This is a genomic window from Novosphingobium sp. KACC 22771 (genome assembly GCF_028736195.1).
In the GTDB taxonomy this organism is placed as follows: Bacteria; Pseudomonadota; Alphaproteobacteria; order Sphingomonadales; family Sphingomonadaceae; genus Novosphingobium.
Genome location: NZ_CP117882.1, coordinates 700,616 through 726,404 on the forward strand (window position 1 = coordinate 700,616; position 25,789 = coordinate 726,404).

A 25,789-nucleotide genomic window follows, 5' to 3' on the forward strand; every position below is an offset into this window, starting at 1 on the left:
GCGCCATGGGACTTTTCAGACGCCAGAAGGCCGACGCCGATCCGCTGCTCGGCAAACCCGCCAGTTTCGGGATCCACCGCTATCTCCAGGGCTCGGCGAACCTCTTCGAGGAAAACCGCCTGCTCAAGGCCGCGATCGCCGGCATGTTCGGCGTGAGTGCGGTGCTCGGCATGGTGATCTACACCACCAACCAGAATGCCCGCACCGTGGTGGTCCCCTTCGGCGCGACCGGGGACCTTTATGTCTCGGGCAACAAGCCCTCGCAGGGGTATCTGGTCGCAATGACGCGCAACATCGTTGCGCTTGCGGGCACCTATTCTGCCTATTCGGCGGACCGGCAATTTCAGGAACTGCTGGGACTGGCTCACCCGTCGGCCTACAATGCCATGCGCGACAGCCTGAACGGCGTGCTCGACGATCTTGCCGGCAATCCGACGCTCTCGATCGCCACCTATATCCGTAATGACCAGCCCGTGACCTGGACATCCAGCACGATCACCGTGCCGGTCGAGAAGGTGCGCGTGATCGGCGGCGTGATCCGCAAATTCCGGGGCAATCTGCACATCGGCTACGCGATCGAGAATGGTCGCTTCTGGCTGACCCGCCTTTCCGAGGAGCAGTTCGATGCCGAAACCCACTAATCCTCGCGGTCCAGCCCGTACGCTGCTGTCAGCCCTGTCCTTGCTGGCAGCCATGCCTGCCGCTGCGCAAACCATCCGCGCCCTTCCCGATCAGACCAGCCGCATCCGCCTCTCGAACCATGACATCAACCACCTCATCTGCGAGGGCGGTGACATCGAGGATGTCAAATTCTCGCAGGAAAAGGGGCTGGCGGTCGAAAAGGGCGGCGCGGACGCCTGGATCAAGTTTCTGGTCAGGCAGATCGACGACGCCGGGCAGGTGACGCGCAGCTATGTCACCCAGCCGTCGGAATTCTTCGTCACCTGCAATGGCGCGACCTACCCGCTCTACGCCGAACCCTCCGACATTCCGGCCCAGACAGTCGTGCTGGCGCCGGGCGCGCGGCAAAGGGCCAAAGCCAACAGCGATCTGCTCAGCCCTCTTGCGGATGAAGATCGCGCGGTGTCGATCACCCTGGCGATACTGGGCAATCGCATTCCGGCTTCCTTTTCCGAGGTAGCGCCTTCCGATACGCCGCTTCAGCTTGCTGCGCTCTCGGCGGTCGTCATTAAGGAACGCCGCCGCCTCTCTATCGAAGGCTCGGGCCTTTCCGCTTCGGAATATTGGGTCCGCGCTACCTCGCCCGTCACGCTTGAAGAGCGCGCCTTCCTCGATCCGGCCCTGGGTGAACACATCTTCTCGGTCACCTTGGACCGCAGCCGCCTTGCCATAGGGGAAAGCGCGCGGCTGATCATCCTGCGCAGGGAGGCCGGGCAATGAGCGAGGATATCGATCCGGGTACCGAACCCGATACCGGGCAGTCAGCCCAGCGCTCCTCGGCCTATCAGGCGCATCTCGCCCGGCAGGCAGCGCAAGAGATCGGCAAGGACGGTGCTCCGGCCCTGGTCCTGGAAGGCTGGAAAGCGCGCTGGGCAACTCTGTCCGCCCGCCGGAAACTGCGGATCCGCCAATTGGCCGTTGCTTTGGGCGTCGGTATGTTGGGCCTCGGTCTCTACACCGCGACCGGCCACAAGCAGGAGATCAAGCCTGCAGGCAAGACCACCTCGCTCAATATGGGCGCGGGACTGCGCGGTGACAGTCTTGAGGAAAAGCTGCGCGGTGACCTCAGGAAGGTCCTCGATGGCCAGCAATTGCTCGGCGACCGCGTCAGCGCGATCGAAGAAGGCAAAATCACTCCTGGCAGCAAAGCCGGCGGAGGGCCCGCATCAGGGAGCGATGGCGATCTGCCCCCTGCTTTACCCGGCACCGCGCCGCATCTGCCCGCGCCTCCAGTGACAGGTGACATCGGCGCATCTGCCGACAGGCTGCCCACTCCGCCTTCGGGTCCGGTAGCCCCGTCCGCGCCGCCTGCACCGCCCGTTGAAAAGACGCTGGGCGCGATCGGCTCGGCGACCAGTCAGGTCGCTGCGCAAACCGGGGGCGATGCCTCGTCTCCCGCTAAAAAAAAGAATCGGACGATCTATTTGCCGCCTGGTTTCATGAAGGCGCGGCTGCTGACGGGGATCGACGCTCTGGCCAGTCGGGACGCGACCAGCAACCCGGAACCGATCATCGCCCGCGTTCAGGCCCCCGCCGTGCTGCCCAATGAGGTGAAGGCCAATCTTGCCGGTTGCTTTGTCATCGGCAATGCCACGGGAAGTCTCGCCAAAGAACGCGTGGAAATCCAGCTCGTCTCGATTTCCTGTGTTGATTTCGACGAGCATTCCATCGTCGATCAACCGGTCAAAGGCTTCTTTGTCGACGCTGACGGCAAAAAGGGCCTCTCGGGCAAAGTGGTGACGCGAGCCGGAGCAACGCTGGCCCGCGCCTTTATCGCCGGCACGGTCAGCGGGATCTCCCAGTCGGTCGAGGGCACCTTCGGCAGCACTTCGACCTCGGCGCTGGGCAGTGTGCGAACGCTCGACGCAGGGGACGCGGCCAAGACCGGCATTGCCGGGGGCCTCTCCAAGTCATCCGAGAAGCTGACGGATTTCTATCTCGACCTCGCACGGCAAGCTAGCCCCATCGTTGAAGTCGGGGCAGCCAAGGACGTCGTCGTCGTGATCCAGGAAGGCGTCGCCCTCGAAATCAAACCCGGCGCGGGAGTGAAATTCTGATGCGCGCCTCAACCGGAGACAGAACGATGATCCAGTCTCACCGCCCGCTGCGGACCTGCTGCAAGATCCTCCTGAGCCTGTCCATGGCCGCGCTCTCGGGCTGCGCCACCGTCGGCTCGATGATGTCACCCTATAGCGAAAAGTTCTCCTGCAAGAACAGCGATCACGGCCAATGCATTCATCCCGAGAAAGCCTGGGCCGATGCCGTTGCCGGACGCCTCCCGAAATCCGATCCTGCGGTCACCAATGACCGCAAGCTCCTGACACCTGACCCGGTCAAGCCCCCGGTTGCAGTTGCTGCGATGGAGCAGGCGCCAAACAGGGCAGAGAAGCCATCAGGCAAATCCAGACCGCTTGCCAAGGGCACAAGCAGTGCGCCGCCAAAGCCGACACCCGCTGACATTGGCGCAACGACGGCTGCGGCCAGCACGCCAATGCTGCGCCCCTCGCGGACCCTGCGCACGCTCATTCTGCCCTATGCCGACCGCCAGCGTCCCGACCGGCTCTATATGGCGCGCTATGTCTATTCGATCATCGACCGGCCCGCCTGGGTGGTCGGCGATTATCTCGTCGAACCGGCAGGTCATGCCCCCATGCCTCCCGTGCTGCGCTCAACACGGGACAAGGATGACATCCCCGCAGACGCGCCTCAGGATAACAGCATCGCCCCTGCCCTGTCAGCGGAGCAACGTCCGTGAGCGCGGCGAGCCGTCCGGGGCTGACCCTGCGCCGCCTGCATGCAGCAGTCGAACGCGACGCCTATTCCGACTTTCTGCCGATGGTCGCCTGGGTCGAGGAGGAAGAAGCTTTTCTCTGCATCGACGATGGCTGGGGTCAGGCATGGGAACTGGTGCCATCGGCCTATATGTTCGCCCATGTCAGTCAGGCGATGCAGGGCCTGCTCAATGTCCATTTCCCCGAAGGCACCGTCCTCCAGCTCATCACCTTTGCCGATCCGCTGATCGACCCGGCGCTCGATGCCTATCTCGATCTGAAAATCCGCCCCGATCCGCTGGTGCAGACTTCTGCCCGGCGCATGGCCGACTATCTGCGCGCCGGCACGAGCGGGCTTGATGCTCTGCGCGGCATTCCGGTCCGCGACTTTCGCCTGTTTCTGGCGATCAAGACCAGAGTGAAGCTGGGCGCCGATCTGCGCCGTCAGGTCGAAGAGCAACTCGCCAAGATGGGAATTCGCCGTCTGGCGCCCGAAGAGCTGGTGAGCTTTTATCGGCGCATCTTCAACGGCGTCTTTACAGCCGCACCGGGCGTGTTTTTGGGGGAAAGCGTCGGCGGCATGCCCGCGCCTCCCATTGCGCGCCAGATCATCGAGGCAGGGCCCGACCTTTGTTTCGAAGGGCCAGAAGTCTTTCTCGGCAATCAGGTGGCGCGCTGCCTGACACCAAAGGCGCCCGCACGGCGGATCACGGCCGAGCGCGCCAATCGCCTGATGGGCGGGATGCGCGGGTCAGCCGAGGACAGCGATCAGATCGGCGGCCCCTTCCTCTATTGCCTGACGGTGATGTTCGACCATTCCCAGTTCGAAATTCACAAGCGGGCGCAAATTCTCTCGGCGCAAAAGGCTGCCGGCAGCTTTGCTGTCGAGGTCGGCAAGCAGATTGAGGAGATCGGCTGGATCCTCGACGAGGCCTCGAACAGCCGCTTTGTCTCGGTGATCCCTACCATGTGGGTATTCGGCCGCGACAGCGCGCAGGCCCGAGAGATGGCCGCGCGCGCCAAGCGCCTGTGGGAATCGGAACCTCTGCCCTTCATGGTGCAGGAGGAGAGTTACCTGCTGCCCGTGCTGCTCGCCGCAAGTCTGCCCTTCGGTCTCTATCCGGAAAAGCGCACGCTCAAACTGCTGGAGCGCGATTTCCGGATGCCGGTCAAAGCCGCCTCGCTGATGGCCCCGGTTCAGACCGATTTTCGCGGGGGCGGACGCCCTGCCCTGCTCTATGTCGGGCGCAAAGGACAACTTGTCACGCTCGATCTCTTCGATCCGCGCATCAACAATTACAATTTCATCGTCTCGGCGGAATCAGGCGCGGGTAAAAGCTTCCTGCTCAACAATCTGTGCCAGCAATATTATGCGCAAGGCGCGCTCATCCGCATCATCGATATCGGCGGCTCCTATCGCAAGCTCTGCACGCTCTGCTCGGGGCGCTACATCGACATTGGCGAGGAACGTCTGGTCCTCAATCCCTTCGATATGGGCCTCGCGCTTGATGGCGAGGACAAGCAGTCCGCCATCGCCATGGCCGTCGCCATCGTTGCGGAAATGGCCAATGCCTCGACCCGCAAGCCGGTGACCACCTCGGAATGGAACCTGCTCAAATCCGCCGTGCAATGGACCGTCGATGGCGGGCGCGGCGAGGATGGGATCGATGCGGTACGGACCTGGCTCGGGCGCTACCCGCAAGATACCAGCAGCGATCTCGACCGCGTCGATCATCTCGTTCCAGTGGCGCGAGAGCTCGCATTCAACCTTCGTGATTTCGGGTCGGATGGGGCTTACGGCCACTTCTTCAACGGCCCCTCGACCTTCGACATCTCGCGCGACGAATTCGTTGTCCTGGAACTCGAGCGGCTCAAAGCGCTGCCCGATCTTTTCAACGTGATCGTTATGGTCGTTGTGAACGCGGTTACCCAGGAACTCTATCTCTCGGCCCGCGACAAACCGCGCTTTGTGCTTTGCGACGAGGCCGCGCAATTCATGACGCGTAGCGACGGGCAGGATCTCTCGCGGCTCGCCGAAGCTTTCGGACAGGGCTATCGCCGCGCGCGCAAATATCAGGGCAGTTTCGGCATCGTGCTCCAGAGCATGAACGACCTCACGCTGTTCGGCGGCACCGGCCAGGTGATCCTTGAAAATGCCGCGACCAAGTTCCTCCTGCAGGGCTCGACCTATGACAAGGCGGTCGACAACAAAATCCTCGACTATTCGGGCTTTGTCCTCGATCTCCTGAAATCGGTCCGCAACGCCAAACCGCACTATTCAGAAGTGTTTATCGACAGTCCGCTAGGCCTCGGTATCGCCCGGTTGGTGGTCGATCCCTTCAGCTACTGGATCAACACGTCGGCTCCCAATGAGGTTGCCGCTTTCGAGGCGCTGGTCCGCGCCGGTCGCAGCCCGCTTGAAGCGGTGTGCGAACTGGCCGGTGTCGACCCACAGCAGGTTCTTGGCAGCCCTGACGGACAGGGGAGGTTCGCATGACCCGTCGCACGCCCCACTGTGCGGGCGATCATCCCAATCAACTCGCGCTCGACTGGACGCTCGATCCCGAAATCGAGGCGATGATCGAAAAGCGGGTGCTCGAGCGGGCCGAAGCCCAGGCGCTTCGATGGCGTCTGGGCCTGATGGCCATCGAGACTGCCGTGATGGGAGGCCTCGTCATCGTCGCTGGCCTGACGCTGCACCAGCCCGTGCTGGAAACATTGCGCGCCGGTTTGCTTGTTGCAGGAGCCTGCTTGGCCGGCAGCCTGCTGCTGATCGGCCTGTCAGCCGGCTGCGGCGCGCTCTTCTCGCGCTTTCGTCAGGGGAGGCAAAAATGACCCCGGGAAAAGACCATCCAACGCCAGACCTGATTGACGACCTTGCCGTGATCAGCCGGTTTGCCCGTCAGCCGGAAGAACTTCCGGATGATTATCTTGTCCGGCTCGCCTGGTTCACGCGGAATGAAATACAAAGCCTCGAAGGCGACCTCAGCACCGCCAACGCCTTGCTGGAAACCATGCTGCGCGATGCCGAGCGCCTGCCTGTTTGGGGAGCCCTTTTCCAGACCATCTTCTGCGTCGCACCGCTCATTCCGCTGATCGCGTGGTTTGGCAGTCCGGCAATCGCCTATGCCGGCTGGGTCACCTTTGCTTGTCTGGCCCCAGTCCTGTCGGAAGCCGCATTCCGTCTGTTCTGGCGCCTGTGCCCGCCCTCCGCCGATCCGGGAGAGGACGAATGACCGGACTCCCGGACGCTGATCCCTGTTCTCGCGGTGGCAAACATGGCCCTCTATCTGGTGCCGTGCTGCTGGGCGGTTTGCTGCTTCTGTCATCGGCCGCCCATGCCGGCACATCGACAATCGGCAGGACATGGCCGATTGTCGAACCCGATGCGATTGCCGAGATCGAGGGTCGCGCCGCGCATGTTCCCGATATGGCAGCTGCATTCGGACCGCGTTCGGGCTGGTCGGCGATGAAAGCGGCAGCGCTGGGCAAAGCGCGGTTTGATCGCCTGCGCAGCGTGGTTCCATTTTACACACTCGATCAGGACATTCATCTTCCGGATGGGAGAGTGCTCTACGCCAAAGGCACCACCGTCAATCCCCTCGCCTATGTCTCGCTGCCGCAACGGCTGTTGATCGTCCATCCGGCGCAGCTCGACTGGGCCATGCGCAACGCCGGTCCTGCGGACTTTATCCTGATCGCTGCCGGGGCCGGCGGCGATACTGACCCGATCACCGCTGGCGAGCGGCTGAAACGCCCCATCTTCCTGCTTGAGGAACGCATCAAGACGCGCCTTGGCCTGACCGTCGCCCCGGTCATCGTCGAGCAGTCCGGGCAAAAGCTGGTGCTGAGCGAAGTGGATGCGGCCAAAGCCGCGCGGAGGAGCTCGCGATGAAAAGCTTCCCCCTTGCCAAAACCCTCATGTTCCCCGCAACCTGCCTGACAGGCTGTCTGGCGTTGGCGGTCGGCTCACCCGCTCATGCATCGAAATGCGAGGCCGGCACGATCTTCAATCCGATCACCAAGGTGCGATGGTCCTGCATCTTCCCGATCAGCATCGGCGGCGTGAAGATCGGCCCGCACGATCCGCTGGGCAAAGCGCTCGACGCGCAATCGGCTTCCAAGCCGCTATGCGCGTGCCGCAAGGGTGTGACCTTCTGGTTCGGCGTCAAGGTCAGCTTCTGGTCGCCCAATCGAATGGTCGATGTGGTGACCGAACCCGGCTGCATGATGGCGCTGGGTGCCGACATTCTCTCCACCCACGGCAGGCTTCAAGGCAGCCAGTCCAGCATCGCCGACGGCACCAACACGCGCAAGATGTTCGCGCAGATGCATTATTACATCTCGCCGGTCTGGAAAATGCTCGACATGTTCACTGACCTGCCCTGTTTTGAGGATGACGGCTTCGATGTGGCGCTGATCACCGAGGTTCTCGCCACCTGGCAGTCGGCAACACTAAGCGCCATCATCCAGCCTGAAGCGATCCTTTTTGGCAATCCTGCCGCAGGTCTTGCCTGCATGAGCGACAGCGCCGCCGCCGCCGCAGGCCAGGTCGTCGATCCCCTGTTCTGGTGCATGGGGTCCTGGGGTTCGACCTATCCGATTGCCGGCGACATCCATTTCGACGACAGTGTCGAGGCCTGGGCCGGGCTTGCCGCGCGCGGCATTTTCATGATGGGCCGCCTGGGCTCGCTCACCATCAGTTCCGCCGACGGCTGCTCGTTCATCCCGCAGCCGATCTGGACCAAGAGCCGCTACAAACTTCAGCTCATGGAACCCGTCAAAGGCGGCCAATGCGTGAATGTCGGGCGCCCCGGTTCCTTGTGGACCAGCGCAAAACACGCGCCGGGCAAAGACAATGCCCAGTTCATGCTTTTTGAAAAGACGATCTGCTGCGCCGGGATCTCGGTGCCATGAGCAGGTCTCTCCCCCCATGCCGCATGTGGATGCAGCCGGACTACCGATGGCCTACCCGTCAGCCTGTTGGCCCCGGAAATCCACCTGCGGCAGGAGCAGCGCCCATTGCCCCCGATGGGTGCGCTCCGGCGGTCGGCGTGGCCGCGAAACTACGGGCCGAGGTCCTCTCCCCTCACCGCCCGTTCGTTGCCACGCTGACCGTTTTCGAAGGGCAAGCCGCGTTCCGGACCGCCCTGCCCGCACCCGATCATCGGACACTGCTGTTCCGTCTCACCAAGGGATCGCGCAGCGTCACCCCGCAGGACATTTTGCTATGACAGGCCGGGCCCTCCTGCTCATCGCGGCGCTCACCTTGCCGCTGCCGGTCAGCGCGCAAACCGGGCAGGATCGTGCCCGCGCTGCAGCCGAAGCCACGCGCGCCAAGACTGGCGACAGCGATACCCTGCTGCATAATTACCTGACGCCGGGGCTGAGCGGTCAGGCGGTTTCGACGGTAGATTCAAGTCGCCAGTTCACCCCCGATATTGCCTGCCAGAAAACAGCGACTTTGCTTGAGGTACTGGCCCAGCCCTCCACGACTGGCGATCTTGCAACAGTCCGCATCAGCCGCGACACCAATCTTGATGGCACGTTCGACGCCAGCGCCACTTTGCCGGTTCCTGTTTCGGGCGTCTGCGCCAACGGCATCATTTCCTGCGATGCAGGCACTTGGAACAATTGCCATTTCTACCAATGGGCGGTCGATGCCGCGCAGGCGCCCAAACTCGAAGCGGTGGCCCAGACCGATCTGGCAGGCTGTTATTGCATCAACAGCAGTTGCGGCAGCGGGCTGGCCCTTACCAACCTGCCCACAGTTCTTAAGGATCTTGGCGGCGGCATAGTATCGGCACTCACCACCAGCGATCCACGCTATGGCGTCACGCAGGTCAGGATCGAGGGTCCGGTCATTGCCTATGTCGGCGCCCAGAGCACGAGTTGCGCCGCATCGAACTCCATCGGGCAGCCCGCGTACCGTACCAATCCGACCGCGATTGCCGGTGACGCGGCTTCCGCTGCAGCCTCCAGTTCGATTTTTCAGATGCTGTCGGCCTCACCTGCCGCAACATCGCGCGTCATCGAGACCCGCAACTGCACCATCGAGCGTCAGATCGCCCTATCCAGCCCGGCCCAGCGGGATATCATTTCCCGGATCGCAGGCGGTTATGGCGATGTGGCGAGCAATGGCAATCAGATCAGTTTCATGATGGGTTCGCCCGATGACAACAGCCTCCATAGCAGCAGCTGCAGTCTCTTCGGCTATCACATGACCCTGCGGATCAGCGATCCTGATCGCTTGCCCTCTGTCCGGCTGAGCCAATATCGCATGGACGACTGGATGCAGCTATGGATCGACGGGCAACTTGTCTTTGCCGATCCTGCCAACTGGACCGGGAGCAGCGTTCCCTCCGGCAATTGCGATCGCAAAACGAACTGGTCGGGATGGCCCAACCTTGATCTCAAACCCTGGCTGACCAAAGGCGACCATGACATTGAGCTGCGGGTTGCAGTAGGCGGCAATGGCGAGGTATTCGCCCTGATCGATGCCACTGTCGATACCAGCTGCAGCCTCTCCGAAAATCTGGTCGATGGCTGCGCCGGCTATGCAGGCAATGCGGCCTGCAGCCTGAGCGATGAAACCATTGATGGGGTCGTCACCGCTCTGAACGGTGTCCGCACCGGTCTTAAGCCGATTGTACAGACTCGTATCGTTACCGCCAGCACCTGCTCGGTCCAGCTTAGCCGCGACTTTTTCACGAAAGATCGGCGCTATACTTGCAGCATCGACAAGGGCATGGCTGACCCCAACACCAGCCGCGGCGCCTATATTATCGATCATTCGACCGAAACATTGCTGGCCGATCGGCTGTCCAATGATGATGGCAGCTACCGGCTCAACACCCGTAATTTTGCCCTGCCCGATCGCGGCACAGTCGATACCTGCGAACCGGTCTGCAAGACCAGGAGGGCCCAGGCCAACACCGCCGCCGCGCTCGATGGCGTGATCGGCAGCAAACAAAACACGCCGACTGGCTGGGATTATCTCTACCACGCCTGCCAGGACAACAATGTCTGCCCCGTCGGCGATGGCGAGGAACTGGTGCAGGGCTGCGGCTGCATCGACGATTTCCCCGAGGCCGTGGTGATGATGCAGACCATGCGCCTCGGCGGTTCCGACCTCATCTGCACCGGAACGGTGCGGTGACGCGTCGTCCAATCTCGCTGGCCCTTGCGGCCTTGCTCTGTGGCACTGTCGGCCTGCTGCCGGCCACAGCAAAGGCGCAGCAACTGTGTGCCGCCGATCTCAATGGCAATGGCGATGCAGCCGACGAAGGTGAAACCGCCAGTTGTCAGCTGACTACGGCGGGGGGCTGGATGTGCCCCATTGGCGAGACCCCTTGCGTCGCTGATGCCAGCGGTGTGGAGCAATGTCCGCTTGGATCGCAATATGCCTGCGTCACGCCTGCGGCAGGAGGCAAGGTTTCCTGCTCGCCGAACCCATGTATCGATACCGGCGCCAATCCTATTCAGACTGACCCGGTCGTCGATGATCCCGGCGTTGAGGCGGATGGCTCGGTCGATGCCGAAGGTCACTGTCTCGGGACCATCGAGATCTTCGCAGGCCGCTCGGCCCGCTGCCGCCCTGCCGGCCTGCTCACCACATTCCAGAACTGCTGCAAGGATCGCGGCAAGATCATCAAGGATGGCATGGGCGGTTCGATCTCGTCGATCTCGACCAAGATTGCCGTCGCCAAAGGCGTGTTGACCGGCATGAAGGCAGCCTATGCGGCCTTTCAGGTGGGCGCGACGGCCAGTCAGGCCGCCAGTGCAGGCGCCAATGCGATCATTGTCGGGCTCGACCCCACCTCGATCGCCATCAGCCTTGCCATCAATTTCATGATCGAGATCCTGCTGCAAGGCTGCGACAGCCAGGATATGGAAGTGGGCATGCTCAAGGGTTCGGGCATGTGCCACGAGGTCGGAAGCTACTGCACCTCGAAGATCCTAGGCATCTGCCTGCAAAAATCGGTGGGGCATTGCTGCTTCAACACCAGGCTCGGCAGGATCATTCAGGAGCAGGGGCGACCACAGTTGCAGTCGTTCAACGTCGTGGGCTGGGGAACTCCCAAACAGCCCTATTGCCGGGGCCTTACGCCGGAAGAGTTTCAGGCGCTCGATTTCTCGAAAATGGACCTCTCGGAATATTACGAGGACATCGAGGCGCGCGCGCAATCCCAGATCCAGATTGACATGAAGGACAAGATCGATGCGTATCAGCAAACGATCCGCCAATAGGTGCGCCTGGCTCCTCGTCGGAATGGCGCTGGCGTCAACGCCTGCATGGGCGGAAAGCCCCTCTACCAAGCAAAGTGCGCGTTCACGGGTGCAAGCCGAGGGCGATGCCGCCATGGAGCGCATGAAACGCGCAGTTGGCGCCGCGAAAAAGAGCAACCTTCCCGCCCCGGCAATACCTGCCCGGCCCGCCCCTGATCCTTCCTTGCTTCGGCGCTCTTTTGAAGGCCTGGCCAGACAGCGAAGCGATCCAACGGCCATGAAACGCGCCGCCGCCGACATCACCGCAGCGCGCGAGGCGATGGCCGCCGAACGGGAAACGGCCAGTCGCAGGATCGCGCAGGCGCTGGGTCTTGAACAGCCCGAAGCCAAAGCGCTGGCCGGCGCCGCCCCTTCAAGCCTCAACAAAGGCTGGGTACCGGTGCTCTTTGTTTCCTCCTCGATGCCAGTTGCAGTGCTGCGCACCTATGCCGCCGATCTCGCCCTTGTGAGCGGGGTCCTGGCCTTCCGGGGCATGCCCGGCGGCATGGCCAAAGTCGAACCGATGGCGAGGCTTTCGGCGCAAATCCTGCGGCTCGATCCCGGCTGCGAGGGGCCGGACTGCGCGATGCGCAATGCGCAGATCATCGTCGATCCTCTGGTTTTCCGCGAGCACGGCGTAACCCGGGTGCCCGCGCTGGCGATGATCCCGGGCGACCCTGCCCAGCCCTATTGCGAGCGCGACGAAACCAGCCCCCGCGCCGCCCACATCGTTTATGGCGATGCGGCGCTCTCCGGGCTTCTTGCAGAATATGGCCGTGTTGGCGGTAAGGAGGAGATACGCGATGCTCTCGCTCATCTGGCGCGCCGGTAAACGCGGCGTATTAGAACTGAAGGACCTGCCGCTTCGCGCCGCAGTTGCTCTGGGCGCGAGCGGGATGGGTCAGCCTGCCCGGCCAATCCAGCTCTTCAAGGCTTACGGGATTGTGTTGCCGATCGGGCTTATGGCCTGGTGGGCCATGCCGCAGATCACATTGGTGGCAACCCCCTCGATCGCCGCCTGGGTGATCTACAAGGCGCCCGGTACGATCCAGACCGGCGATCTTGTCTCCTTCACCCTGTCCGATCCCATTGCCGGGCCCAAGCCGGTCAGCGTCACCAAATATGCGCTGTGTCTGCCCGGCGAGCGCATCACCATGGTCGAGAGAGCATCGGCGGTGAGTGAGACCTTTGATGGCTGGTATTACTGCAATGACCGCCTGCTTGGCATCAGCAAGCCGTACGCCCGAGACGGTCGGCCCCTCATCCACTGGCAGCCGTCAGGCGATATTATTCCGGCGGGGATGGTGTTTGTGGGTTCCTCATCGCCCGACGGTTTCGACAGCCGCTATTATGGCCCGGTGGCGATCGGCAGGCTGACCCGTATGGAGAAGCTCCTGTGAGGCGCCCCTCACTCATCTTCGTCTGCGCGCTGTTTTCGACAGCGTCCGCATTGGGCCAGACTGTCCCTGACAGGCCGGCCCCCGGCGTTGCGCGAGGATATTGGTGGTACGAGACATCCAAATCCGCGCTGCCCGACAAGGCGGAGATGGACGCGGTTCCCAAACCTGTCCTTCCCCCGATGGTCGAACTGGTCAAATGGTCACCCCCGCGGATCGCCAAATTGATCGAGCAGCAACGCGATTATGCGGCAACCGTTCTGACCATTGACGCTGTGGCCGATTTCTGGCGACTGGAAGACTTCGCGCGGCGCAAGGCTCGCGCATTTGCCGGGGTTACCCAGCTTGCTCTGCTGGCTCACCCCGAATTGAACGCCAAAGCGGCAAATCCGCTGGTCGGCGAAGCACGCGATGCCATGGGCGCGCATAAGGACGACCTGCGCCGCCAGTATCTGCGCTCCCATGGCCACGAATTCGCGCTCGTCATGTTCGACCGCGCCTCCTGTCCCTACTGCCGGGTGCAATGGCCGATCCTGCAGCGGTTTCAGGATGAGACGGGCTGGCAGGTCACCCGCATGGACCTCGAACAGCGCCCTGATCTGGGCCAGCGCTTCGGTGTCGAGGTGACACCGACCACCATGGTCATCAGGCGTGGCAGCCAGCAGCGTATTGTGATCGCGGCGGGAATAGAGACCTATCCCAACCTGCTGCAGATGGCCTATCAGGCCATCAAATTGCTCACCGGCGATATCCGGCCGGAGCAGTGGCTGACCGGGGCCGGTGAAGAAGGCGGCTTCTTCGATGCTCTTGCCAATGGGCCTGTCTCGTCGGACGATCCGCGCGTGATCGGGGGCGAAATCCTGGCTGCAGGAGGGAGGAAGCCATGAGGCACACCAATCTTCCCACGCTTGGATGGGTTGGGTTTCTCCTGGCTGCTGCCCTGCCGGCAATACCGGCCGCTGCTGAACAACCCGTGTCGCGCGAGGTCGCCTGGCATGCAGCAATCCATCCCATCAGGACACTGCCTGAAACCCGAGCATGGCTTGCCCGCGCGCCGGCCACGCGCGATTTTCCGCCAGACTTCGATGCTGTGCTCAAAGGACAGGCCTCGCTTTACGTGATCGAGATGAGCACGGCGCCCGGCTGCGTGGCCTGCGCCGATCTCTGGGCCAAATTGCTTGCCTTACGGGCGCGATATGGCTGGCAGGTTCTTACCATCGGCGCGCAGGAAGCCATGCTGCGCTCAGGTCGGCTCGGCCTTCCCTGGGTTGGCAATCCCGTTGCCTGGGTGCGACCTGTTGCCGATGCCAATCGCATGGTGCCGGTCGCCATTGGCACCGATCATGGCGTCAATATCGCGCGTAACTCCTATCTGGCCGCGAAGATGCTGACGGGGGTCAGGGTTGCCGTTGGCGTCAGGGCCATGTCAAAATTCACTGGGATCGTGAGTCTGGCGAGATGATTCCTGTCATGCTTCCGCCCCCTGCCGCTGATCAATTGCGTTCACAGGGCTCAGAACGCATCGTGCCGGACGGGTCTGATCGACCGGCAGACCATTTTTCAATTCTGCAAGCTTGCGTTGACGGACACGCCATCGGGGGATGGCTGTCGGTTGCATCTGCCGGGATGGTCCGATGTCCCCTGCTCAATCTTAACCCTGCAAGGCAAACGCACGACGGGCCGTTTGCCTTGCCATCGCCAAAGAGGAAGCCCGTCATGGTGCCCATCGTCCGTCATTGCAGCCTCCCGCTCTGCCTGATCCTTGCTTCCTGCGGCCTATCGGTGCCTGCCCATGCCCAGAGCTGGGCAGAAAGCTGGTTCGACAATGTCACTTATACGTCGCCGGGCACGTTTGCTGATCAGACGCGCGGCTATGTTACGGCAGGCGGCATGTCAGGTCGCGTCGATGTTCATGACGATTATCTCATGTCGCTCAGCCTGCCCAAGGTGAAAGCCGGTTGCGGCGGCATCGACATGTTCCTTGGCGGTATGTCGTTTCTCGATCCCGACTATCTGGTGCAGAAGCTTGAGACGATCCTTCAGGCTGCCCCTGCGGTCGCCTTCCAATATCTGCTGGAAACGCTCGATGAGAAAATGGGCAATATCATTTCCAAGATGGAAGCGGCCACCAACTTCCTGAACTCGATCCAGGTGAACGACTGCCGTCTTGCCAACCGCATGGTCCAGATCGCCAAGGGCGATGATAACATGTCGGGCATTGTCGAGGAGATGACAGGGTATAAATCGGTGCGCGAAGGCTTTGCCAAAAGCTGGCAGCAGAGCCGTGAAAAGATCCAGTCCAACAAGGGCAACCCGACCGAGGATCTGAAGGAAGCGCTGGCGAATTGTCCGAGCGAGGTCACGGACATTTTCAAGACCGGTTCTCTCCTCCAGCACGCCGCAGCACGGGTGGGCGCATCGGATTGGGCCGGAGTGATGCGGGCCCGGGTCGGTGATGTCTATATGCGCTGGGACAGCAGCGACAAGGTGCCGCTATTCTCGGCCATCCCCTCCTGCCCGCATCAGGATACCGAAAGCGCCGATGATTTTCTGACCGGCCGTGTGCCCACCCGCGCGCTCAATATTCCTGCGACCGCCGCCGACTGCTCCGTGAGCGGTTCCGGGCGCGGCGCGCTCGTGCTGGCGCGCGAAAGGATGGAGACGATTGCCACCAAGATCCGCACTCGTTCAGCGCTGTCGAGCGAAGAAAAGCAGTTCGTCGCCAATGTCAGGACGCTCCCGGTTTACCGCCTGCTCGAATGGGGGGTGCGGCAGGGGGTGATCGACAGCGTGATTGCCGACACCGACGAACTCGTCGCGCTTACCCTTGCCTATCAGATGCTCAATGACCTGACGCGCTCCATTGATTTCGCGCTGCAGAATGCCGAGCGAGGGACGACGGCCGCTGGCGCATCGGACGGGGAAAGCACCAACATCTGCCAGACACGGATCCTCTCGAAAGGGATCGAGCAACTCCGTGAGCTTCGCGAGGAAGTGCTGCGCCAGCGAGCGCAGATGCGCCAGTCCTATATGGCCGCCATGAGCCAGGCGAACCTCTCAGCCAATTATGCCGGGGTTGTGCGTCAACGCGATCACGATGCCCGCAATGCCGCCGGCGCCAGCCACAAGCAGTGAGGTGTCCCATGCGCAGATTGCTTCGAACCCTTCTCGCTCTCCTCGGCTTCCTTATCGCCACCCCTGCCCTCGCAGTGGACGCCAGCTATCATACCTGGGGCGGCTTTTCTGAAACAATCGATGCGTTTCGCATTGTGGCCCTGATCTTCAGCGATCCACGCTACGAGACCCTTGTGGTGATCATCGCGGTGGCGGGGATTGGGCTAGGCGCGATCCTTGCCGGGGTACGTGGATCGGGCATGGGCCTCGTCGCCTTCGGCTTCCAGATGCTGGTCGGCATTGGACTGTTTGCCGGGATGATCGCCACGACCGGCACTGTCCATGTCTATGATCGGGTCCGCAATGCGTATCAACCGGTAGGCGGCGTGCCCATTCTTATCGTGCTGGTGGCCGGTGTCACCAATCTCATGGAGCGCGCGCTGGCCGAAACCATCGATGACAACACCACCGACCCTAACGCCAAACTCGAGTTCGGCGCGGGCGGGCACAGTTTCGATCTGTTTCTGAATGCCGTATCGCCGCGCAGTCCGATCGTTGATTCCTTTCTCGATGCGACGGTAAAGGACTATGTCCGCCAGTGTTATCCGGTCGCGCGGGTCTCGCCTGCCTACGGCGTCGATGATGATCAGCTCTTCCGCACTTCGACCGACCTGCCGGCCTCCTTTGCTGCGATGGCGGGACCGGCAACCTTCTCAACTGTCTATAGCGCCGCCGACAAGGCAGGCACCACGATGTCCTGCGAAGGGGCATGGGCCTATATTGCCGACAAGCTGGCCGATCCAACCGTGTTCGACGCCTATAGCGACCAGATCTGCGCCCGCACCGGCTTTGACGTCACCCAGGCAACCCAGCGTGATCGGTGCCGTCAGCAGGCCGACGGGCTTGGCGCCATGATGCTGGATCAGTCAATGAGCCATCAGAAGTTCCTCACCAACCTCTTCCTTGGCCAGACCGTTGGTGATGTCTTGTTCGAGGATTCACCAGCGGCGGCGGCGCGCGTGATGGCCAACCGCGCTATCGAGGCCAACGGGCTGGCCACGCTCTCGACTGCCAATGAATGGATGCCGACCATTCGCGCCTCGGTCTTTGCGATCATGCTCATGATGATGCCCATCGCGCTGCTGTTCATTCTCACCCCCATCAACCTGCGGGTTGCCAGCTTCGCTATCGGCCTGTTCGTCTTTGTGGCTCTTTGGGGGGTGATCGATGCCGGGATCTACCAGCTCACCCTTGGACGGGCGATGGGGGTGCTGGCTGAACTGCGCGCAACGAAAGTCGCGACCGATACATGGATTCTGGCGCCTTCGGCGGCCATGAAGGCGCTCGCCATCTTCGGTTCATTCCGCACCGCTGCCGCGGGTCTTGCAGGCGCCTTTGTTTTCACCGTGTTCCGCTTCAGCGGCAATGTGTTCACGGCTTTCACGTCAGGTTCGCTCGGTGTGCAAGGTCAGGGCAGCATGGCTGCTGCAAGCATCGGCACCCGTGAGGGCTATGCCCATGCTCTGGAAGCACAAGGCTCAGCGGCGGGCACTTTGGCACGCCGCTCGTCCGCCTCCAGCTTCGGCGATTTTGGCGAGCGCAGCAGCTTTGGACTGGACCGCGCATTTGCCTCCTCAGGCTCAGTCCTTGGCGAATATGGCGGAGGTGCCTCCGGGACCGCAGCCTCGGACCTCGGCCGCGCCGATGCTGCGCGGGAACTGGGCGGCCTTTCCCCTGCCCTTGCCGGTCGTGATCTGGGCGATCCAGCAACCGCCAGAGCCATCCGCGCCAATGCCGCGACCTCCGCCATCCATAATTTCGCGCAAGGGGACGCGCTGCGCAAACTGGGCACCGGTTACTTTGGCGAGGGGCAAGCGGGAGAGCGCAGCTTTGCCGCCTTTGCGCAAAGCATGGTGCAATGGAAAGCCTTTGGCGACAACCGGGCCTATGACATGATGCTTTCGGGCGCGCAGAGGCATTTCGAACGCGGTGGCTACTCTGCAAAGGACGCAGCGCTCAAGGCTTCGTCCATCATTGCGCAAGCCTCGGCCGATACGACTTTTGCAAAGCTGAGCGCCAATGCCTTCGATCAGGAACAGATGCTGCGCAACGATTTGACAGGGGCGCAGGTTCAGGTCGGAGCGATGGAAGGCAGGCGGGATTATGCAGGCGCAAGCGTCGCAGGCGTTGAACGGAGCAATGTCTCGACCGAGCAGGCCCATCGCAGCGGACACAATCTGGGGCAGCGTCAGGCAGCTTCGATGCTTGCGCTCTCGGTCAGCGAAACTAGTCGGCGCGTTGGTTTTATCAACGCGCTTTCAGGCGAAGCGCGTTCAAGCGCGATCAGCCAGCTGGCTCATGCCAGCAAACGCAGCGAGGCGCAGGTTCTCCACGCGCTGGAAAGCTACAATGCCGCCAGCCAGATCGGCACCGCCGATGGCGCGAGCGCAGAAGCCCGGCGTGAAGGCAGCAGTATCTATAGCCGGACACGGGAGGCCGCCGTTTATGATTTTGCCGAAAGATCGGGCAAGCTTGATGCGCAGCGTGAGGTTGGACCGGATGGAACGCGTCGCACCGCGCAGATCGGGGAGCAGCGCCGTCAGGCCGATAATGCAGGCTTTGCGGAAGGCGTCGGCGCGGAAGGCACGTCGGTGCGCGAAGCTGCTCGTCTGGATTCCTTTATCCGCGCCCTCGCGGGCACGGCGGGCAACAAACTCGATATGGCGGAAGGCGGTACCAAGAGCGTTGCCGATCGCGCCCGCAATGAACGCCTGACCGGGATTGTGGACAAGGAGCGTCTGTCGCGCATCCAGAATCTGCTACAAGACCATGGCGTTGCCATGTCAAAGCGCCAGATTGCGATGGATCAGAACGGCGATGTCAGCCTCAATCTGACACCTCACCTGGCGGCCGACATGTGGCGCGGCGGACTTATCAACCAAAGCCAGCTTGGCGCGGTTGCGAACGGCGGGCATGCCCGGTTCAGCTTTACGCATAACGACCTTCTTGTCTCAAGCAGCGCTGGTTTCAGTCAGTCTGCGCGCCATGACACCAGCACTCGGTTCGAGGCCGGAAAACAGGCTGGGCCGGACACGATCGAGCATTTTCTGGGCGGCGGCTCCCAGGGGCAGGCCGCGATGGCGAGCTGGCTCAAGGGCGGCTTCGAAATGGATCGCAGGGGTAACTGGCGGTTGAAACCGCAGGTGGCCGATACGCTCGAGCGGGATGTAACGGCGATCATGGTGCAGACAGGGTGGCAAAGGTCGCTGTCCCGATCGTCTGAGCATCAGACTGCCATTGATCAGCATATCTCCGCCGATTTAACGGCTACTGCAACGCGTGGGGCAACTACGGGAGGAAAGAGCAGCGGTGCTGCGGGCTCATTCTCCGGCAAAGTTGGCATGGGCATAGCAGATCGCGGAAGTGCTGCTGTTTCAGCGCGATCATCCATCGATATCGTGAACTACGATGTTCGTGAAGCCATCGCGTCAGCGGAGAAGGTCGCGGCACGCTCTCCACATCCGGAAGACGCATTTTCCAGAGAATTGAGCGCAAAGGTTCTCGGCAATGGCGGACTGCGCAACCGCTATCTGGAGCAAGCTGACGCCGGAAGAGGTACTTTGGATTCGACCAGCCCTGTAGTATCCATAGAGCAGTCTCAACTGCTTAAGTCCGGCCGCCTCTTGCTTGATCGGTATAATGGGGCAGCAGATGGCGAATCTGGTTTCAAAACTCGCCGTGATCCCTGACAATTATACTGACGTAATTCTAAAAAACAACATCAAGCATCTCCATTTATGAAGCCAAATATGTCAAGATGGAGATATATTCCAGAATAATCAGATTACCTAATGGCGCGAACGGCGGCCTGAGCCATCAGACATCTAAATGCGTATTAAGATTTTGAATAATAAAGTTGCCGCCTATTTGATTGCCCCTGCAACCGATCTCGCCCCTTCTTAACCTGCTTATCCATACTGAAGGTCGCCCAGTCGTCAGCACTGCCCCAAGGCAACACATTGAAGCCACTGCCCGGCCCCATACCGGCTCTTGAAGAGGCTAAATCGCCGCTACAGACTCGGTTAGTGAATTTTCTTCACACAAAGGTTTGCCAAACCGTTCAGCACGTCGCGTCGTCGCCAGTCAGTCACTGGCCTACGAATTCCTAATAACCAACCCAATTGTGAGCGGGCGGACAGGGGCACCTTTCACAGCTACAGTCGTAGAATCTATTTGCCAGCGGTGAAACTTCAAAATGTAATGACAAGAGCGCTGCGGGTTCAAACATCAAATTCCATCGCGGCAATTGACGAGCTGAGGTCCAATTCCCATGTCTTCTCTATGACAAAAACCATCACCATGACCAACTTTGACGGCCCCCTCTCCGCCAGTTTTGTCTCGCAACGTCTTCGTCTGCGGTATGTGACCTGGGGTGCCCCTGATGCGCCACCCATCGTGTTGCAGCATGGCGGCCGCGACCATGCCCGCAGCTTTGACTGGACGGCGCGTGCGTTGGCCAAGGATTGGTTTGTTATCTGTCCCGACCTGCGCGGACATGGCGACAGCGCGTGGTCACCGGATGCGGATTATACGGTGCTGTCCTATCTGGCCGACTTTGCGCAATTGATTGACATGATCGGCGCCGAGCAGGTGACTATCTGTGCCCATTCGCTCGGCGGCAATATCGCGACACGCTATGCGGGCCTGTTTCCCCATCGCGTCCGCCGACTGGCGAATATTGAAGGATTGGGCTTTTCGCTGCGCAGCCCCCATCCCCGCGCCACGATGCCCTATGCCGACAATATTCGGCAATGGCTGGCCGACCGTCACGCGGCATCGGCCCGCAGCCCGCGCCGTTATGCGCGCATCGAGGACGCCTACGAACGAATGCACGGTGAAAACAGTCACCTGAGCGCGGAACAGGCCCGCCATCTTACGATCCACGGTGTCGCGCGCAATGAGGACGGTACTTACAGTTGGAAATTCGACCCTTGGCTCAACATCTGGCCGGTGCTCGACATGCCCGAGGCCGAAGTGAAGGCCATGTGGGAAGCGATCACTTGCCCCGTCCTGTTGTTCTATGGCGCGGATTCATGGGCGTCCAACCCTGCCGAGGATGGCCGTCTGGCCCATTTCCAAAATGCCTGCGTCAAGACCTACGAACAGGCAGGCCACTGGCTGCACCACGACCAGTTCGACCGCTTCATCACGGATCTGAAAGCCTTCATCACCTGATCAATGCCTTAGGGAATCAACAAAAGCAGCGAGCAGATCCTTCTGGATCGCCCTTAACCCCGCATCATCCGCAGCCTTGCCTGACAGGTTCTCCACCAGCGCCGAAGACCAGAAAAAGCCGAAGATCAGGTTGAACAGCGCGACAATCTGAAGGGTCAGCACATCACTGTCCGTCTCGATCCTGGCCTTGGTGTTAATGCGCCGGCCATAGTCGGCCAGCTTGTTGACCCACCCCATCGCGATCGCGTCCTGTTCGGCCTCCTGCGAGAGCGTCGCACGGATCAACAGGCGCGGCACATGGGGATGCTGCGCCAGAAGGTCGGTCATCCGGTCCGTCAATTCGCGATAGACCATTTGGTCAACCGGACGTTCGAGCAGCTCATCCATGAAATCAACCAGCGGGCTGAGAGCTCGTTCACAGACGCGTTGGTAAAGCTCCTCTTTGCTGGAGAAATGCTTGTAAAGGCCTGGCTGCTGTATGTCGGCGGCGGCCGCGATATCGCGCAGGGACGTCGCGCTATAACCGGCTGCAGCAAATTGCACCTCGGCGGCATCAAGAATGCGGTGGGTGGTGCGTTGCCCCTTGGTCAGGGCGGACAGATCTTTCGCCTTCATCACTATGTTCATAGCAGCACAATCGGTAGGCATACCAGAGGCCAGGCGAGGCTACAAAATCGCTTGCCCAAAAAGTTATTAATCGATAACTTTTTGGCAGTCCGGGCCCCCACCGAGTCGCAGCACTGGCATTGTGCCAGCGTGCCTTTGGCGGGCAAAAATGAGCGCCCGGCCAAGGAGAACCCGATGCTTGATGAAACGCTCCGCCAGAAGCTTTCCGACATTTTGCAGCCCGCAGCACCGCCGCGGGAGATCGACAAGCCCTTCACCGAGGCGCAGAAGCGCACCATGCTGGACATCGTCCACAGCGGCGAGTGGAAGCTGATTCTCGCCCAGCATTTCCCCACAGCGGAATCGCTTTTGGCCACTTTCGCAGGCGGTTTCCCTGAAGGCTTCACCCCCACGCTGGACATGTTCCTGACGCCCACCTTCCGCGGCTTTTTCGCAAATTATTCGACGCCGCTGTACCCTGAACTGCACGACATTTTCTACAATGAAGCCTTTTTGAACCACGCGAAATCCTATTGGGGCGCGCAATATGCCAAGCCTCAGATGATGCTGTTCAACGTGAACGGCCCTTGCGCGAACACCGATCCGGGGCACCTCGATTCCCCCAGCTTCCGCGGCATCCGTTACGAGAATTCGCCGACATGGCTGTGCTCGATCATGGGCCGTTCGGGCCTGTTCCAGGATTATCTGATCAAGATGGCGCAGGTCATCACTTGGTTCAGCCACGATCCGGAAAGCGGCTTTACCTATTGGCCGCAAGGACCGCTCAAAAAACCGGCCCGTGTGCAGTCGCCGATCTACAACCGGGCCGTCGTGGTGCAGAACGAGATGCTGGTCCATCGCGGCGAAGCCAATGGCCCGCGCGAACGTCGCCGTCCCGAAGGTCTGGCCTTCGACAGCCTGTTTTCTGGGGAACCGGGCGACCGTGATGGTTGGCTGGTAAAAACCGACGACAAGGTGATCGAGCGCTATCACACCGACGATCTGCGTTTCCTTGTTCATTGGTCCGCCGAAGTCTTTATGGACGCCGACGAACTGAAGAAGAACATGACGGGCAGCGCCGACCTGACCCATGATCAGGCCATTGAGACCCTCATCAAGGACGTGCGTGCGCGCGGCATCGAAATCGAAACACCCACCGATCCGCTCAACGATCCGGTGTTCATCCGTCAGCTCAACGCCGCCTATGATTTCGGCGGTCCGGCCGAATACCCGGCCGAAGCCCCGCTCGACGCGCCGCTGGGCATGGCAGCCTAAACCAACATCAGGGCCGCGCCAGTCATGGCGCGGCCCTTTTGCTTGCACCTCATCGGGCGATCGCCGTCTTAATCCCGCGCAAAAATGTCGGGCACCCAGCTCACGCCATTGATGTGGGCGCCACCATCCACAAACAACGTGTTGCCTGTCAGATAGCGGGCATCCTCGCCCGCCAGAAACAGAACCACGCCGGCAATGTCCCTTTCGGGATCGCCCATACGGTGCATCGGGTTCGATCGTTCCGCCGAAGCGGCCAGCTCAGGCTGATGCGCGGCGAACAGCTTGAAATTGGCCGAAGCCGCCGCCGGGCAGATGACATTGGCACAGATCCCGAATGGCGCCCATTCACGCGCCACCGAACGGGTCAGCGCCCGCAGCGCCTCCTTGCCCACATTATAATCGGCGGTGCCCATATGGGCGTTCACGCCGTTGAGCGATCCGACGTTGATGATCCGCCCCCAGCCCTTTTCGCGCATCGCAGGATAGGCGGCCTGCATCGCCCATTTGGCGGCCATCAGATTGATGTCGAGGGAGGCCACGAAGCGCGCATCATCCAGATCCTCAAAGCGTGAAGGATGGCCGCCGCGATAGGCATTGTTGACGAGAATATCCGCGCTGCCGAATTTGGTGATGGCATGGGCCACGACAGCCTCGACCTGATCCCGCCGTGTCACATCGCAGGATATGAAGCTGGCCTGGCCGCCGCCCGCCAGCACCTCGATCTCGGCGGCGCGCCCCTTAGCCTCGTCGAGTTCGGCAATCACTACGGCTGCGCCCGCCTGCGTCAAGCGCCGCACCACACCTAACCCAATGCCGTCACCACCGCCTGTCACCACGGCGGTTCTGCCCTTCATGTCGGCCATGTTTCCTCTCCCTGGGCTGTTCTTATTTGGAATAGACAAATTCGGCCGGCACCGGCGCGCTCATGGCATCGGCAAAGGCCTGATAGCCCCACGGCCAGGTGGCCGGGATACCGGTGGGATCGAGATACCAACTGGAGCAGCCCGCGCCGAAGATAGTCTTCTTGGCCGCCGCAATGCGCGCCTCTTCATAGGCCGCATGCGCCTCCCGCGTCGGCTCCACCGCACTTGCCTCTCCGGCCAGCAGCGGGGCCACCAGTTGCGCGATATAGTCCCACTGGCGCTCGGCAATGTCGATCAACGGGAAATTGCCCACCGGCGAGGTCGGCCCGTTGAGCATAAAGAAATTCGGGAAGCCCGGCAGCGTGACTGAACGATGCGCGGTCGGGCGTGGTGACCAGAAATCGTCAAGCGATCTACCGCCGCGGCCGGTCACTTGCGCAGGGCGGATAAAGCTGTCGGCATTAAAGCCGGTGGCCAGCACGATCACATCGAGCGGGTGGAATGTTCCGTCTTTCATGCGCACGCCTTGTGCTTCGATACGAGCGATGCCACCCGTTTCCACGGCCACCGCCGGGCGCTGCACACAGTCGTAATACTCCCAACTGTAAATCAGGCGTTTGCAGGCAGCCGGATAGTTGGGCGTCAGCTTGGCCCGCAGTTCCGGATCTTTCACCTTCTCTTCCAGATATTGCTGGCAGATCTCCTGAATTTCGCGAATTTGCGGACTGTTGGCATCGGTGATGCCATCGGTGAAGCGATAGATATTCGACCAATAGATCGGATCATTGCGGATCGCCTCAATCAGCGAAGGATCGGCCCGGAAGGCGGCTTTCTGTTCTTGGGTATAGGCAAATTGCGGCACCGGCATGATCCATTGCGGAGAGCGCTGAAAATGCACCACGCGCTCTGATCGACTGGAAAGCGCGTTGACCAGTTGTATCCCGGTCGAGCCGCAGCCGATCACGCCCACCCGCGCACCGTCAACCACCGCGCTGTCGTCCCAGCGGGCGCTGTGGAATGCCTTGCCCGCAAAATTCTCCAGCCCCTCGATGGCGGGCAATTTGGGGTGGTGCAGCACGCCGCTGGCCGCGATCACCATCTGCGCCTCATAGCTGTCGCCGCCGGTGGTGGTGACGCTCCACAAAGCGCGCTCCTCGTCAAAGGCGCAGTCCGCCACCTCGCTGTTGAAACGGATGAAGGGCATCACGCCGAAATCATCGGCCACTTTGCGGAAATAGGCGCCAATCTGCGCGCCTGTGGCATAATAGCCGTCCCATTCGGGGTTAAGCGCAAAGCTGAAACTGTAGGCATGGGAAGGCGTGTCGCAGGTGAGGCCCGGATAGCGGTTATCACGCCAGGTGCCGCCGAGCATGCCGGCCTTTTCCAGCACGACATATTCCTCGACCCCCAGCCCGCGCAACTTGATCGCCGCCAGAATGCCCGACATGCCCGCCCCGATTACCAAAAAGCGCAATGGGGCCGGTGTTTGCTGCTTTGCCATCGTGTCACTCTCCAAGTCCCCCTGTCGTCGGGGTTTTCGCCATCAGCATTGCTTCTGGCGCTGAACAAGGAAATGGCC

22 protein-coding genes are annotated in these 25,789 nt (G+C 61.4%); 19 read left to right on the top strand and 3 right to left on the bottom strand.

Annotated features, from left to right (window positions below):
• Positions 1-5 precede the first annotated feature (5 nt).
• From PQ467_RS19975 to PQ467_RS20060, 18 genes are all read left to right on the top strand, one after another.
• Positions 6-641 (top strand): TraE/TraK family type IV conjugative transfer system protein, encoded by a 636-nt coding sequence (locus PQ467_RS19975; RefSeq protein WP_274176235.1) that lies wholly within the window; start codon positions 6-8, stop codon positions 639-641.
• A complete protein-coding gene (locus tag PQ467_RS19980) occupies positions 625-1,401 on the top strand; it encodes a type-F conjugative transfer system secretin TraK (protein WP_443193017.1) in 777 nt (258 codons plus the stop codon). The genes PQ467_RS19975 and PQ467_RS19980 overlap by 17 nt, the downstream gene beginning before the upstream one ends.
• On the top strand, positions 1,398-2,738 hold the full coding sequence (locus tag PQ467_RS19985) for a TraB/VirB10 family protein (RefSeq protein WP_274176236.1): 1,341 nt from the start codon (positions 1,398-1,400) through the stop codon (positions 2,736-2,738). The genes PQ467_RS19980 and PQ467_RS19985 overlap by 4 nt, the downstream gene beginning before the upstream one ends.
• Positions 2,738-3,436, top strand: a complete 699-nt coding sequence (locus PQ467_RS19990) for a TraV family lipoprotein (RefSeq protein WP_274176237.1) — start codon at positions 2,738-2,740, stop codon at positions 3,434-3,436. The genes PQ467_RS19985 and PQ467_RS19990 overlap by 1 nt, the downstream gene beginning before the upstream one ends.
• Positions 3,433-5,949 (top strand): TraC family protein, encoded by a 2,517-nt coding sequence (locus tag PQ467_RS19995; RefSeq protein ID WP_274176238.1) that lies wholly within the window; start codon positions 3,433-3,435, stop codon positions 5,947-5,949. Before PQ467_RS19990 ends, PQ467_RS19995 begins: the two co-directional genes overlap by 4 nt.
• The gene (locus PQ467_RS20000; RefSeq protein WP_274176239.1) at positions 5,946-6,287 is read left to right on the top strand and encodes a hypothetical protein; all 342 of its coding nucleotides are present in this window, start codon (positions 5,946-5,948) and stop codon (positions 6,285-6,287) included. Before PQ467_RS19995 ends, PQ467_RS20000 begins: the two co-directional genes overlap by 4 nt.
• Positions 6,284-6,688 (top strand): hypothetical protein, encoded by a 405-nt coding sequence (locus PQ467_RS20005; RefSeq protein WP_274176240.1) that lies wholly within the window; start codon positions 6,284-6,286, stop codon positions 6,686-6,688. The genes PQ467_RS20000 and PQ467_RS20005 overlap by 4 nt, the downstream gene beginning before the upstream one ends.
• Positions 6,685-7,347 (top strand): conjugal transfer protein TraW, encoded by a 663-nt coding sequence (locus PQ467_RS20010; protein WP_274176241.1) that lies wholly within the window; start codon positions 6,685-6,687, stop codon positions 7,345-7,347. The genes PQ467_RS20005 and PQ467_RS20010 overlap by 4 nt, the downstream gene beginning before the upstream one ends.
• A gap of 26 nt (positions 7,348-7,373) precedes the next feature.
• A complete protein-coding gene (locus PQ467_RS20015) occupies positions 7,374-8,369 on the top strand; it encodes a TraU family protein (RefSeq protein WP_274177265.1) in 996 nt (331 codons plus the stop codon).
• A gap of 313 nt (positions 8,370-8,682) precedes the next feature.
• Positions 8,683-10,611 carry a hypothetical protein gene (locus tag PQ467_RS20020; RefSeq protein ID WP_274176242.1) on the top strand — a complete coding sequence of 643 codons (1,929 nt, stop codon included), beginning with the start codon at positions 8,683-8,685 and terminating at the stop codon, positions 10,609-10,611.
• Positions 10,608-11,702, top strand: a complete 1,095-nt coding sequence (gene traN / locus PQ467_RS20025; RefSeq protein ID WP_443193018.1) for a conjugal transfer protein TraN — start codon at positions 10,608-10,610, stop codon at positions 11,700-11,702. Before PQ467_RS20020 ends, traN begins: the two co-directional genes overlap by 4 nt.
• Complete coding sequence (locus PQ467_RS20030) at positions 11,674-12,552, top strand: type-F conjugative transfer system pilin assembly protein TrbC (protein ID WP_274176243.1); 879 nt, start codon at positions 11,674-11,676, stop codon at positions 12,550-12,552. Before traN ends, PQ467_RS20030 begins: the two co-directional genes overlap by 29 nt.
• Positions 12,524-13,120: a S26 family signal peptidase gene (locus tag PQ467_RS20035; RefSeq protein WP_274176244.1), complete on the top strand. Its 597-nt coding sequence runs from the start codon at positions 12,524-12,526 to the stop codon at positions 13,118-13,120. Before PQ467_RS20030 ends, PQ467_RS20035 begins: the two co-directional genes overlap by 29 nt.
• A complete protein-coding gene (locus PQ467_RS20040; RefSeq protein ID WP_443193019.1) occupies positions 13,117-14,004 on the top strand; it encodes a conjugal transfer protein TraF in 888 nt (295 codons plus the stop codon). The genes PQ467_RS20035 and PQ467_RS20040 overlap by 4 nt, the downstream gene beginning before the upstream one ends.
• Positions 14,001-14,579 carry a hypothetical protein gene (locus PQ467_RS20045; RefSeq protein ID WP_274176245.1) on the top strand — a complete coding sequence of 193 codons (579 nt, stop codon included), beginning with the start codon at positions 14,001-14,003 and terminating at the stop codon, positions 14,577-14,579. Before PQ467_RS20040 ends, PQ467_RS20045 begins: the two co-directional genes overlap by 4 nt.
• Positions 14,580-14,833: 254 nt before the next feature.
• The gene (locus tag PQ467_RS20050) at positions 14,834-16,252 is read left to right on the top strand and encodes a conjugal transfer protein TraH (RefSeq protein WP_274176246.1); all 1,419 of its coding nucleotides are present in this window, start codon (positions 14,834-14,836) and stop codon (positions 16,250-16,252) included.
• An 8-nt stretch (positions 16,253-16,260) separates the two neighbouring features.
• Complete coding sequence (locus PQ467_RS20055; RefSeq protein ID WP_274176247.1) at positions 16,261-19,980, top strand: conjugal transfer protein TraG N-terminal domain-containing protein; 3,720 nt, start codon at positions 16,261-16,263, stop codon at positions 19,978-19,980.
• Positions 19,981-20,590: 610 nt separating this feature from the next.
• Positions 20,591-21,466, top strand: coding sequence for an alpha/beta fold hydrolase (locus PQ467_RS20060; protein ID WP_274176248.1), 876 nt, complete (start codon positions 20,591-20,593; stop codon positions 21,464-21,466).
• Here PQ467_RS20060 and PQ467_RS20065 read toward each other — a convergent pair whose 3' ends face one another.
• Positions 21,467-22,081, bottom strand: coding sequence for a TetR/AcrR family transcriptional regulator (locus PQ467_RS20065; RefSeq protein WP_274176249.1), 615 nt, complete (start codon positions 22,079-22,081; stop codon positions 21,467-21,469).
• 186 nt (positions 22,082-22,267) lie between these two features.
• Here PQ467_RS20065 and PQ467_RS20070 point away from each other — a divergent pair, with 186 nt between their 5' ends.
• Positions 22,268-23,347: a hypothetical protein gene (locus tag PQ467_RS20070; protein ID WP_274176250.1), complete on the top strand. Its 1,080-nt coding sequence runs from the start codon at positions 22,268-22,270 to the stop codon at positions 23,345-23,347.
• Between the two features lie 68 nt (positions 23,348-23,415).
• Here PQ467_RS20070 and PQ467_RS20075 read toward each other — a convergent pair whose 3' ends face one another.
• Positions 23,416-24,210, bottom strand: coding sequence for an SDR family NAD(P)-dependent oxidoreductase (locus PQ467_RS20075; RefSeq protein ID WP_274176251.1), 795 nt, complete (start codon positions 24,208-24,210; stop codon positions 23,416-23,418).
• 22 nt (positions 24,211-24,232) lie between these two features.
• The gene (locus PQ467_RS20080; protein ID WP_274176252.1) at positions 24,233-25,711 is read right to left on the bottom strand and encodes a flavin-containing monooxygenase; all 1,479 of its coding nucleotides are present in this window, start codon (positions 25,709-25,711) and stop codon (positions 24,233-24,235) included.
• Positions 25,712-25,789: the final 78 nt, after the last annotated feature.